The 12,008-nt window shown below is 71.8% G+C and carries 10 protein-coding genes; all 10 read right to left on the bottom strand.

All coding sequences use genetic code 11. The features are described from left to right. Positions 1 to 648 (bottom strand): NUDIX hydrolase (locus MTQ10_RS07940; RefSeq protein ID WP_247463788.1); only part of this gene is annotated, 648 nt, incomplete at its 3' end. 66 nt (positions 649 to 714) lie between these two features. Next, entirely contained in the window at positions 715 to 1,770 is a 1,056-nt protein-coding gene (locus MTQ10_RS07945) for a pseudouridine synthase (protein ID WP_247463791.1), read from the bottom strand. Further along, complete coding sequence (gene scpB / locus MTQ10_RS07950) at positions 1,770 to 2,471, bottom strand: SMC-Scp complex subunit ScpB (RefSeq protein WP_247463794.1); 702 nt, start codon at positions 2,469 to 2,471, stop codon at positions 1,770 to 1,772. The genes MTQ10_RS07945 and scpB overlap by 1 nt, the downstream gene beginning before the upstream one ends. Further along, positions 2,468 to 3,595 carry a segregation and condensation protein A gene (locus MTQ10_RS07955; protein WP_247463797.1) on the bottom strand — a complete coding sequence of 376 codons (1,128 nt, stop codon included), beginning with the start codon at positions 3,593 to 3,595 and terminating at the stop codon, positions 2,468 to 2,470. The genes scpB and MTQ10_RS07955 overlap by 4 nt, the downstream gene beginning before the upstream one ends. A gap of 163 nt (positions 3,596 to 3,758) precedes the next feature. Beyond that, positions 3,759 to 4,349, bottom strand: coding sequence for a hypothetical protein (locus tag MTQ10_RS07960; protein ID WP_247463800.1), 591 nt, complete (start codon positions 4,347 to 4,349; stop codon positions 3,759 to 3,761). After that, entirely contained in the window at positions 4,334 to 5,470 is a 1,137-nt protein-coding gene (locus MTQ10_RS07965; RefSeq protein WP_247463803.1) for a ParA family protein, read from the bottom strand. The genes MTQ10_RS07960 and MTQ10_RS07965 overlap by 16 nt, the downstream gene beginning before the upstream one ends. A gap of 402 nt (positions 5,471 to 5,872) precedes the next feature. After that, positions 5,873 to 6,988, bottom strand: a complete 1,116-nt coding sequence (gene ald, locus MTQ10_RS07970; protein ID WP_247463838.1) for an alanine dehydrogenase — start codon at positions 6,986 to 6,988, stop codon at positions 5,873 to 5,875. Between the two features lie 154 nt (positions 6,989 to 7,142). Then, on the bottom strand, positions 7,143 to 9,200 hold the full coding sequence (locus MTQ10_RS07975) for a tetratricopeptide repeat protein (RefSeq protein WP_247463805.1): 2,058 nt from the start codon (positions 9,198 to 9,200) through the stop codon (positions 7,143 to 7,145). Between the two features lie 186 nt (positions 9,201 to 9,386). Then, positions 9,387 to 10,013, bottom strand: a complete 627-nt coding sequence (locus MTQ10_RS07980) for an NUDIX domain-containing protein (RefSeq protein ID WP_247463808.1) — start codon at positions 10,011 to 10,013, stop codon at positions 9,387 to 9,389. Between the two features lie 82 nt (positions 10,014 to 10,095). Then, positions 10,096 to 11,766 carry a CTP synthase gene (locus MTQ10_RS07985; protein WP_247463811.1) on the bottom strand — a complete coding sequence of 557 codons (1,671 nt, stop codon included), beginning with the start codon at positions 11,764 to 11,766 and terminating at the stop codon, positions 10,096 to 10,098. Positions 11,767 to 12,008: the final 242 nt, after the last annotated feature.

Here is a 12,008-nt window from a genome sequence, read left to right on the forward strand (position 1 = left end):
GCGGGGGGCGCCGGGGACGGGTTCGACGAAGCCGGGGGTGGCGAGGACCTTGCGCCGGAAGTTGGGCTTGTCCAGGCGGGTGCCCCACACGGTCTCGTAGACCTGCTGGAGCTCGCCGAGGGTGAACTCGGGCGGGCAGAAGGCGGTGGCGAGGCTGGTGTACTCCAGCTTGGCGCCGACGCGTTCGCGGGCGTCGGCGAGGATCCGGTCGTGGTCGAAGGCGAGCGGCCCGGCCTCGTCGTACGGCGTCCAGCGGGCCTCGGCGGCGTCGGAGCCGCCGCGGGCCTCGGGGGCGTCGGGCAGCAGCGCGGTGAAGGCGACGGAGACGACCCGCATACGGGGGTCGCGGCCGGGTTCGCTGTAGGTGCGCAGCTGTTCCAGGTGGAGCCCGGAGACGTCGTTGAGGCCGGTCTCCTCGGCGAGTTCACGCCGGGCGGCGGCCTCGGCGGACTCGTCGGGCAGCAGGAACCCGCCGGGCAGTGCCCACTGCCCGGCGTAGGGCTCCTCGCCGCGCCGGACGAGCAGGATGTGCAGGGCGCCCGCGCGCAGGGTGAGGACCGCGAGGTCGACGGTGACGGCGAAGGGCTCGTAGGCGTGCTTGTCGTAGCCCTGGACGGCGCTGTGCGCGTCCTTGTCGTGTCCCGGCACGACGACCACCCCCTTTCATGGTCAAGGTGACTATAAAAGGGGGTGGCGGGAAGCCACAAGCGGCTTCTACAGATCGACTTCCTTCATCAGCATGCCGACCTCGGTGTTGGACAGCCGGCGCAGCCAGCCCGACTTCTGGTCGCCGAGGGTGATCGGGCCGAACGCGGTGCGCACCAGCTTTTCGACGGGGAAGCCCGCCTCGGCGAGCATGCGCCGCACGATGTGCTTGCGGCCCTCGTGCAGGGTGACCTCGACCAGGTAGTTCTTGCCGGTCTGCTCCACGACCCGGAAGTGGTCCGCGCGCGCGTACCCGTCCTCCAGCTGGATGCCGTCCTTCAGCCGCTTGCCCAGGTCGCGCGGGATGGGGCCGACGATCGCGGCGAGGTAGGTCTTCTTCACGCCGTACCGGGGGTGGGTCAGCCGGTGCGCCAGCTCGCCGTGGTTGGTGAGCAGGATGACGCCCTCGGTCTCGGTGTCGAGGCGGCCGACGTGGAAGAGCCGCGTCTCCCGGTTGGTGACGTAGTCACCGAGGCACTGGCGGCCCTCCGGGTCCTCCATGGTGGAGACGACACCGGCCGGCTTGTTCAGCGAGAAGAACTGGTACGACTGCGTGGCGACCGTCAGCCCGTCGACCCGGATCTCGTCCTTCTCCGGGTCCACGCGGCGGCCCTGCTCCAGCACGATCTCGCCGTTGACCTCGACGCGGGCCTGTTCGATCAGCTCCTCGCAGGCGCGGCGCGAGCCGTAGCCGGCGCGGGCCAGCACCTTCTGGAGCCGCTCGCCCTCCTGCTCCGCGCCGGGGAACGTCTTCGGCAGCTTCACGTCCTTCTTGCCCGCGTACCGAGCGCGGTTGCGCTCCTCGACCCGCGCCTCGTACTCACGCGAACGCGCCGGGGCCGTACGGCCGCCCTGCTGAGGCTTCTTCGGCCCGCCCTTGGCGCCGCCGCGGGCCGCGCCGCCGCGACCGGCCTTCGGGCCGTCCTTGGTGGCGCCGGGGCCCACGTCGTAGCGGCGCTCCTCGGGGCGGGGCTTGCGGGGGCGGCCCTGCCCCTGCTTCTGGTCCCTGTTGTTGCCGGCCCCGCGGTAGTTACCGCGCCCGCCGCTCTTGCCGCTGCTTCGCATCAAAGTTCCGTCTGGTCGTCTTCGTCGTCGGTGTCCCGGGTGCCCCGGGGCTGACCCGGCTCGTCATCGGGAGCATCCGGGTCGAACGACGGCACCCCCTCCTGGGTCTCGGCCTCGATCTCCGCCGCTTCCGGCAGGAAGGGCGCGAGCTCCGGGAGCTCGTCCAGACCGCGCAGGCCCATCCGCTCCAGGAAGTAGTTCGTCGTCCTGTACAGGATCGCACCTGTTTCGGGTTCCGTGCCCGCCTCCTCGACCAGACCGCGCTGGAGCAGGGTCCGCATGACGCCGTCGCAGTTGACTCCGCGCACGGCGGAGACACGGCTGCGGCTGACCGGCTGGCGGTAGGCGACGACGGCGAGGGTCTCCAGGGCCGCCTGGGTGAGGCGGGCGGTCTGCCCGTCGAGGACCAGTCTCTCCACGGCGGCGGCGTACTCGGGGCGGGTGTAGAACCGCCAGCCGCCCGCGACGAACCGCAGCTCGAAGCCGCGTCCCTGCGCGGTGTACTCGTCGGCCAGCTCCCGCAGCGCGTCCGCGATCTTCCGGCGGGGCCGCTCCAGGATCTTCGCGAGGTGCTCCTCGGTGGCGGGCTCGTCGACCACCATGAGGACGGCCTCCAGCGCGGGCTTGAGGTCGAGACCGGCGACGGACAGCGTCCCGGCGGGGGCGGTGTCCGCCGGCGTCCCGGCAGAAGGGTCGCTCATGGCTTCTTCTCCTCCCCGGCCTTCTCCGGCGGCCGGTCGAACTCGTCGGTCACCAAGGGGGCGTCCTCGTCCCCGCCGGTCCAGCGCACCAGCAGCTCCCCGAGGGCCGTCTCCTGCTCCAGGGCGACGGCCTTCTCCCGGTACAGCTCCAGCAGCGCCAGGAAGCGGGCGACGACGGTGAGCGTGTCGTCGGTGTCCTCGACCAGCGCGCGGAAGGACGCCTCCCCCAGTTCCCTGAGCCGGGCCACCACGATGCCCGCCTGCTCCCGCACGCTGACCAGCGGCGCGTGGATGTGGTCCACGTACACCTGCGGTTTCGGCTTGGGCTGCATCGCCTTCACGGCGAGCTTCGCGAATCCCTCGGCTCCGATGCTGATGACGACCTCGGGCAGCAGCTCGGCGTGCTGCGGTTCCAGTCCGACGGTACGGGGGAAGCGGCGGGCCTCGTCGTCCAGCCGCCGGCTGAAGATGTCGGCGACCTGCTTGTACGCCTTGTACTGGAGCAGCCGCGCGAACAGCAGGTCGCGTGCCTCCAGCAGCGCCAGATCGGCCTCGTCCTCGACCTCGGCGGCGGGCAGCAGCCGGGCGGCCTTCAGGTCGAGCAGGGTGGCGGCGACGACGAGGAACTCGGTGGTCTCGTCGAGGTCCCAGTCCGGGCCCATCGCCCGGATGTGCGCCATGAACTCGTCCGTCACCTTGGACAGCGCGACCTCGGTGACGTCGAGTTTGTGCTTGGAGATCAGTTGCAGGAGCAGATCGAACGGCCCCTCGAAGTTGGCGAGCCGCACGGTGAAGCCGCCGTCGCCGCTCTCCGCGGGCACATCCGGCTGAGACGGCAGCGAACCGTCCGCGGGCGCCGGGTCCTGGGCGCTCTCGGCGGGCGTTCCGCTCCCGTCCCCGGTGTCCGGCTCGACAGGGCCGCTCTCCGGCGCCGCCTCCGGTGTCCCCGGGGCGTCCTGCGCGCCGCGCTCGGCTTCCGGGCCCAGCGCGCCGCGCTCGGCCTCCGGGCCCGTGGGCAGGGCCGCCGGGCCGGCGCCCGGGCCTCGGCCCAGGGCGCGGCGGCGGGCGCGCCGGGGCGCCGGGGCGGGCCGGCCGTCGGGGGCGGAGGCGTCGTACGAGGTCATGGCCCCCGCAGGCTACCGCGCCGGGCCCGGCCCGCCCCGCAGTCACTCACCCGCGGGCCCGGCCCGCGCTGCCCGCACCGGCCCGGGTCGGCCCCGGCCGCACCGGCGGCGTGCGCACGGGCCCGGTCCGCCCGCGCCGTACGCGCGTCTCGCGCCGCGGGTTCTACCGCCCGCGCAGGCGGCGGACGAGGATGCTGGCGTCGCCGCGGGTCTCCAGGTCGGCGAGGACGACGGCGACGGCCTCGCGGACGATGCGTCCGCGGTCTACGGCGAGTCCGTGTTCGCCGCGCAGGACGAGCCGTGCGTGTTCGAGGTCCATGAGCTCCTCTGCGGAGACATAGACGGTGATCTTCTCGTCGTGCCGTTCGCGCCCGCTGGGGCGCCGTGTGGCGGTGCGTCCCCGGCGGCGCGGCGGCGCGGCCTGGGCAGAACCTTCCTGCGCCGCGGCGGCCTGCTGCGCCGACTGGCGGCGCGCGGAGCGCTCGGCCGCCGTGCCCCGGCTGCGGGACTCGCCCGCGGCGGCCGGTTCGGCGTCGGCCGCCACATGCTCGGCGCCGTCGCCGTCACCGCCCTGCGCGGGCACCGCCTGCGGTGCGTCGTCGGGTACGGCTCCCGCGGCGGCGTCGCCTTCCCCGGCGGGGGCGGGCACCCTGGCCTCGCCGTTGGCCCGCCGGGGAGTGGACGGCTGGAGTGCCATCCCCCCTGTCGTACGGAAGAGTTCGTCGGCCCCCGGCAGACTCACTCGGCGTGACACCGGGCGAGCACCTCCCTGGCGAGCTGACGGTAGGCGGCGGCGCCGACGGAGTTGGAGGCGTACGTGGTGATGGGCTCACCGGCGACCGTGGTCTCCGGGAAGCGCACCGTGCGGCCGATGACCGTGTGGTACACGTGGTCGTCGAACGCCTCGACCACGCGGGCCAGCACCTCGCGGCTGTGGACCGTGCGGGAGTCGTACATCGTGGCGAGGATGCCGTCGAGTTCCAGGTCGGGGTTGAGCCGCTCCTGGACCTTCTCGATCGTCTCGGTCAGCAGCGCGACACCGCGCAGCGCGAAGAACTCGCACTCCAGCGGCACGATCACCTTGTGCGCGGCCGTCAGCGCGTTCACGGTGAGCAGACCGAGCGAGGGCTGGCAGTCGATGACGATGAAGTCGTAGTCCGGCAGCAGCGGTTTGAGGGCGCGCTGCAACGTGGACTCGCGGGCGACCTCACTGACGAGCTGGACCTCGGCGGCGGACAGGTCGATGTTGCTGGGCAGCAGGTCCATGTTGGGAACCGCCGTCTTCAGCAGGACCTCGTCCGCGGACATGCCCCGCTCCATGAGCAGGTTGTAGACGGTGAGGTCGAGCTCCATCGGGTTGACGCCGAGACCCACCGACAGCGCGCCCTGCGGGTCGAAGTCCACGAGCAGCACGCGCCGGCCGTACTCCGCGAGCGCGGCACCCAGGTTGATGGTCGACGTCGTCTTGCCGACGCCGCCCTTCTGGTTGCACATCGCGATGATCTTCGCGGGGCCGTGGTCGGTCAGCGGGCCCGGGATCGGGAAGTACGGCAGCGGGCGTCCGGTCGGGCCGATGCGCTCACGGCGCTGGCGGGCCGCGTCGGGCGCGAGCGTGGCCGCGTACTCGGGGTCGGGCTCGTACTCGGCGTCGGGGTCGTAGAAGTGCCCGTCGGGCAGTTCGTCGTAGTCGGCGAAGTGGTTGTGGGGCGCGCCACTTCCGTCGCCGGCCATGGCGTTCACGTGTTGGCCATCCATGCTCTGGTGTGCTGTCTGAGCCATGTGGGGGCTGGCTTGGCTCTGGTGGGCTGCGAAGGTGCGGACAGCGACGGAGCCGACAGCCTCGAGCCCCGTGGGGCCCTGGCCCCGCGTAGGCATTCCTGGTTGACCACCCCCGGGAGAAAATGTCGACTCATTCACAAGTCGTCTTACCTCCTTGGTGACCAGGAAACTTCTAGACAAGGTCAGCGTGGCACCATGCCGACGGTTGGCGACTCTATGGCGTGTCGGCCGTCCGCAGCAACACAATCACCCGGACCCGGCCCGATGTGTCGGCAATGAAACATCCCTCTGTCAAGGGCGTACGGCCGTCGCACGGCAGGTTTCACCGGTGTGCGAATCGGTTGAAGGGATATGTTCGAGGCGAGTTGACCGAGCGTCGCAAAGTGACCATACACACATCTGGCCGGACCTTGTCGGGCAAGGTCCGGCCGGATGGGCGGGGTTGACGACTTCTGTTGACGAATCGCCTTTTGCGCAGAGTCGACTTGATCCCGTCGGTCAGCCGAGCAGGGTCTCCAGCTCGACGTGCTCCAGGCCGTGGGCCTCGGCGACCTCCTTGTAGACGACCTTGCCGTCATGGGTGTTGAGGCCCTTGGCGAGCGCCGGGTCGCGGCGCAGCGCCTCGACCCAGCCGTTGTCGGCGAGGGAGACGATGTACGGCAACGTCGCGTTGGTGAGGGCGTTGGTGGAGGTGTTCGGCACGGCGCCGGGCATGTTGGCGACGCAGTAGAAGACCGAGTTGTGGACCTTGAAGGTCGGCTCGGCGTGCGTGGTGGGGTGCGAGTCCTCGAAGCAGCCGCCCTGGTCGATCGCGATGTCGACAAGGACACTTCCCGGCTTCATCCGGGCGACCAGCTCGTTGGTGACGAGCTTGGGGGCCTTGGCGCCGGGGATGAGGACGGCGCCGATGACGAGGTCGGCGTCGAGGACGGCCTTCTCCAGCTCGAAGGAGTTGGACATGATCGCCTTGACCTTCGTGCCGAAGATCCTGTCGGCCTCGCGCAGCTTGTTGATGTCGCGGTCGAGCAGGGTCACGTCGAAGCCCATGCCGACGGCGACCTGGGTGGCGTTCCAGCCGGAGACGCCGCCGCCGATCACGACGGCCTTGGCGGGGGTGACGCCGGGGACGCCGCCGGGGAGCACGCCGCGGCCGCCGGCCGCGCGCATCAGGTGGTAGGCGCCGACCTGCGGGGCGAGGCGGCCCGCGACCTCGGACATCGGGGCGAGCAGCGGCAGGGCGCGGCTGGGCAGCTCGACGGTCTCGTAGGCGATGGCGGTGGTGCCGGACGCGATGAGCGCGTCGGTGCACTCCTTGGAGGCGGCCAGGTGCAGGTAGGTGAAGAGGACCTGGTCCTTGCGGAGGCGGTGGTACTCCTCGGCGATGGGCTCCTTGACCTTCAGCAGCAGGTCGGCGGAGGCCCACACCTCGTCGGCCGTCTCCAGGATCTGGGCGCCGGCGGCGACGTACTCCTCGTCCGTGATCGACGAGCCGACACCGGCGTTGCGCTCGATGACCACCTGGTGGCCGTGGCGCACCAGCTCGTGCACGCCGGCGGGGGTGATGGCCACCCGGAACTCGTTGTTCTTGACCTCGCGGGGGATGCCGACCTTCACGTCGATCACGGTCCTTGGCTCTGGGGAATGTGGTGCATGACAGACATACCCGGGCATGCGCGGACGGGGCCGGGCACACCGGGGAACACCGCAGGAGAACGAGCGGCAGAGCCAGTTTAATGAAGGCGTTCCGGCTGTCTAGCCTTTCATTGCATCAATCTTCGCCGGATGCACTACGGATTTCGCAGGCGTGAGCATCATGTTTCGGCTCCGGCTCGCTGCCCTGGGCCTCCTCTCCCAGCATGCGCTCGGCCGCGCCGCGATGCAGGGCCGCCGCCGTCGGGTCGCCGAGGTGGTCCAGCGTGTCGGCCATCCGCAGATGCAGCGCCGCCTGCAACCGCACGTCACCGGCGCGGCGCGCCCACTCCACCGCCTCCTGGCAGGTGCGCAGCGAGTCCTCGGGCCGGCCCGCGTACTCCTGCACCCGCGCCAGCTCGCTCAACGCCCGCGCCTGCGCGGCCACATCACCGCAGCGCCGGTACCCGGCGACGGCCGCCCGCCAGTTGCGCTGCGCCTCCCCGTACCGCCCCGTATAGGTGTGCGTGGCGCCGATACGGCCGTACAGCCGGGCGGCGTCCGCGTGCTCGTCGCGGGCCAGCCGCTGGATGAGGGCGCGGCCGAACCAGTCCGCGGCCCGGTCGTGATCGCCCAGCTCCTGGTGGGCGCCGCCTACGGATTCCATCGCGCGGCCGGTCGCATACGGGTCCTCCGCGCGGCGCCCGGCGTCCAGCGCCGCGCGATAGCGGGCCAGCGCCTCGGCGGTCCGCCCGGTCCGCGCGTCCAGATCGCCCAGGTTCAGCAGCGCCGCGGCCTGCTCCCGGTGCAGCCCCCGCCGCCGCGCCACATCCAGCACCAGCCCGTGCACGCCGTACAGGTCGGGTGCCGAGGCCCGGGTGCCGAAGTGCGCCACCATGGCCCTGACCAGCTGCGACATCAGCCGTCTCGCCAGGGTGTCCAGCTCCCCGTCGGCGACGGCGAGCCGCGCCGCGGCCAGCAGCGCGGGCCTGCGGATGCGCAGCCACTCCTCGGCCGCCCGCGGGGTGGGGAAGCGCAGCGAGCGGGGCAGCCCCTGGAGCCGCTCGCGGGCGTCGGGGTTGTCGGTCTCGGTGATCGCGCGGCAGGACTGGAGCAGCCGCACCGTCCGCTCCAGCATCCGCGCCCGGGCCAGTTGCAGCTCGGCCGGCCGGTCCTGGGTCTCGGTGAGTCCCTTGAGCAGGGCGTGCAGACAGCCGGGCACCTCGTACTGCGGCAGCGGCGACTCCACCTCCCGCAGCAGGCCGAGCGCGACGAAGTCGTCCAGGGTGGTGCGGGCGCCGCTGACCGAGCAGCCGGCCAGCGCGGACGCGGTGTGCGGGTCGACGTACCCGGCGGGCGCCAGAGCGAGCAGTCGCAGTATCCGGGCGGCGGGCGCGGGCAGCGCCGTGTAGGCGAGACGGAAGACACGGGAGAGCGCGGTGCCTTCCTCGCCCTCGGCACGGAGCTGTTTCGCGAGGTCGGCGACGGCGGCCTTGGGCCGGGCGGCGAGCCAGCCGCCCGCCAGCATCAGCGCGGCCGGCTGGGCCTGGCACGCCTCGACGAGGCCCTCGGCGGCGCGCGGGTCGACGGTGACGCGCACCGAGCCGGTGTGCCGGGACAGCAGCTCGACCGCCGACTTGGTGTCCAGCCCGCCCAGCGTGCAGGGCCGGACGTCGGGGATGCCGGTGAGGGGGCCCGAGGAGACGGCGACGACCAGGCACTCGGGGTTGTCCGGCAGCAGCGCGTCGACCTGCTCGGCGCCGGCCGCGTCGTCGAGGAGGAGCAGCACCTTGCGGCCGGCGAGCGCGTCGCGCAGCTCGGCGGAGAGATCGTCCTCGCCGGCGCCGGGCGGCACCGGCACGTCCAGCGCGCCGAGCAGTTCACGGGCGGCGCGCTCCACGGGTACGGGCGTGCCGTCGGGGTCGCTGAGCCTGGCCCGCAGCACTCCGTCGGGGTAGCGGGCGGCGACCTGGCGGGCCAGCTCCTCGGCGAGGGCGGTGCGCCCCGATCCGGGCCTGCCCGCGATGAGCAGCACACGCGCGCGGGGCGCCTTCCGGCCGGAGAGGGTGTCCAGTCCCGCGCGCTCGATGTCGGCGCGCAGATCCTTCAACTCCCGTGTGCGGCCCAGGAATCGGCTCTCCGCGGCCGTGTGCCCCGACAGCTGTGCGCCGCCTTCCTCCACCGCCTGATCCGTCACGGGCCACACTCCCGTCCCACCGCACGCATAGCCCCGCCGGGACTCCGACCGGGCGTCTCCAGAGCCTAGTTCACGCTCTGCAACGTTCCGGGACGAGCACGGCGGCGACGGGACGGGAGTCCCCTGATCGGATCAAGAACCGATGACCGGATCGTAGGAACGGCCGGTGAGGGGACGCCCCTCGGATCAGCTCTCGAACGGGCGCGCCGGCCACTCGGCCTCGGCGGGCCGCAGCGCGTCCACGCCGTCCCCGGCGCGCGCGGCGACCAGCGACAGCACGCCCACCACCAGGCAGTTGTTGTGCAGCTCCCCCGCGAGGACGCCGCGCACCAGATCGTCGAGGGGCACCCGGCGCAGCTCCATGTCCGCTTCCTCGTCCTCCGCCGTGAAGCGGTCGCCCTCGGCCTCGGACAGTCCGCGCGCGAGGAAGATCCGTACGGCCTCGTCGCAGCCGCCGGGCGTGGTGTACACGTCGGTCAGCACCCGCCAGTCCTCGGCCTTGACGTGCGCCTCCTCGTACAGCTCGCGCTGCGCCGCGTGCAGCGGGTTCTCCCCGGGCACGTCGAGCAGGCCGGCCGGGATCTCCCACAGCCTCTGCCGCACCGGGTGCCGGTACTGGCGCAGCACGGTCACCCGGTCCTCGTCGTCCAGGGCGAGCACGGCGACCGATCCGGGGTGCACCTGGTAGTCCCGGCGGACGACCGAACCATCGGGCATGACGACCTCGTCGGTGCGGACGGAGGTCTTCTTGCCCGTGAAGGGGGTCTCCGTCGCCCGGATCTCCCACTCCTCGGCGGTGTCCCTGATCGTCATGCCCTGTCCTTCCACGTGCACGGATGAGACCGGGACGCGTCCCGTTGAATGGACGCGCCCCGGCCACCGTACAACCGGTGTGTCACTCCGAGGCCGTCTGCTGCCCCTCGGCCCGCTGACGCTCGACGGCCGCCTTGACCAGGCCGGCGAACAGCGGGTGCGGACGCGTGGGCCGCGAGCGCAGCTCCGGGTGGGCCTGCGTGGCGACCAGGTACGGGTGGACGTCCCGCGGGTACTCGACGTACTCGACGAGCTTGCCGTCCGGGGACGTGCCGGAGAACACGATGCCGGCCTTCTTCTCCAGCTCCGCGCGGTAGGCGTTGTTCACCTCGTAACGGTGACGGTGCCGCTCCTCGACGTACTCCTTGCCGTCGTACACCTCGCGCACGATGGAGCCCTCGGCCAGCTTGGCCGGGTACATGCCGAGCCGCATGGTGCCGCCCATGTCGCCCTCGCCGGCGACGATGTCGAGCTGCTCGGCCATCGTGGAGATGACGGGGTGGGCGGTGGCCGGGTCGAACTCGGTGGAGTTGGCGTCGGGGATGCCGGCCAGGTTGCGCGCGGCCTCGATCACGATGCACTGCAGGCCCAGGCAGAGCCCGAGCAGCGGGATCCTGTTCTCGCGGGCGTAGCGGATCGCGCCGACCTTGCCGAGCACACCGCGGTCGCCGAAGCCGCCGGGGATGCAGATGCCGTCGACGTCGCCGAGCTGCGCCTTGGCACCGGCCGGGGTCTTGCAGTCGTCGGAGGTGACCCACCTGATCTTCACGCGGGTCTTGTTGGCGAAGCCGCCCGCGCGCAGCGCCTCGGTGACCGACAGATAGGCGTCGGGCAGGTCGATGTACTTGCCGACCAGGGCGAGGGTGACCTCGTGCTCCGGGTTGTGGACGCGGTCGAGCAGGTCGTCCCAGGTCGTCCAGTCCACGTCGCGGAACGGCAGGTCGAGCTTGCGCACGACGTACGCGTCGAGGCCCTCGGTGTGCACGACCTTCGGGATGTCGTAGATCGAACGGGCGTCGGGGCAGGCGACGACGGCGGTCTCGTCGACGTCGCACATCAGCGAGATCTTCCGCTTGATCGCGGTCGGCACCTCGCGGTCGCAGCGCAGCACGATGGCGTCCGGCTGGATACCGATGTTGCGCAGGGCGGCGACGGAGTGCTGGGTCGGCTTCGTCTTCAGCTCGCCGGACGGGCCGATGTACGGCAGCAGCGAGATGTGCACCACGAAGACGTTGTCGCGGCCGACCTCGTGCCGGACCTGGCGGACGGTCTCCAGGAACGGCAGCGACTCGATGTCGCCGACCGTGCCGCCGACCTCGGTGATCACCACGTCGACCTCGTCCGTCGCCATACGGCGGATGCGGTGCTTGATCTCGTTGGTGATGTGCGGGATGACCTGCACGGTGTCGCCGAGGTACTCGCCGCGCCGCTCCTTGGCGATCACCGTCGAGTAGACCTGGCCGGTGGTGACGTTGGCGGAGCCGTCCAGGTCGCGGTCGAGGAAGCGCTCGTAGTGGCCGATGTCCAGGTCGGTCTCGGCACCGTCGTTGGTGACGAACACCTCGCCGTGCTGGAAGGGGTTCATCGTGCCCGGGTCGACGTTGATGTACGGGTCGAGCTTCTGCATCACGACGCGCAGACCGCGGGCCTTGAGCAGCATTCCGAGGCTGGAGGCGGTCAGGCCCTTGCCGAGAGAGGAGGCGACACCCCCGGTGACGAAGATGTGCTTGGTCGTCGTGGATTTGGGCGGCATGGCCAAGAGGGGGCTCCCGTGGTCGCGGTCTGGAGGGTGCGGTTCGGGGGCTTCTCACCCACCGGTCCACGGGCTACCAGGGTATCAGCGTGTGGGGCCGATGGCTTCCGGCCACGCTCCGCGCACGCCCGGCCACGGACACCCGCCGGTTTCGGGTTTATCACCCGTTGCTCACTCGTTCGGAGGATGCGGGTTGCCCGGACGGGCACACAGATCATCTACGTGCGTCGTATCCTGCTCGG

Origin of the sequence: Streptomyces sp. XM83C, from assembly GCF_023072675.1 — a bacterium.
Lineage (GTDB): Bacteria > Actinomycetota > Actinomycetes > Streptomycetales > Streptomycetaceae > Streptomyces > Streptomyces thermocoprophilus.

Coding starts and splice junctions, on each gene's coding strand:
- MTQ10_RS07955 (WP_247463797.1), bottom strand. CDS start 3,595: ATGACCTCGTACGACGCCTCCGCCCCCGACGGCCGGCCCGCCCCGGCG.
- scpB (WP_247463794.1), bottom strand. CDS start 2,471: ATGAGCGACCCTTCTGCCGGGACGCCGGCGGACACCGCCCCCGCCGGG.
- MTQ10_RS07965 (WP_247463803.1), bottom strand. CDS start 5,470: ATGCCTACGCGGGGCCAGGGCCCCACGGGGCTCGAGGCTGTCGGCTCC.
- MTQ10_RS07980 (WP_247463808.1), bottom strand. CDS start 10,013: ATGACGATCAGGGACACCGCCGAGGAGTGGGAGATCCGGGCGACGGAG.
- MTQ10_RS07945 (WP_247463791.1), bottom strand. CDS start 1,770: ATGCGAAGCAGCGGCAAGAGCGGCGGGCGCGGTAACTACCGCGGGGCC.
- MTQ10_RS07985 (WP_247463811.1), bottom strand. CDS start 11,766: ATGCCGCCCAAATCCACGACGACCAAGCACATCTTCGTCACCGGGGGT.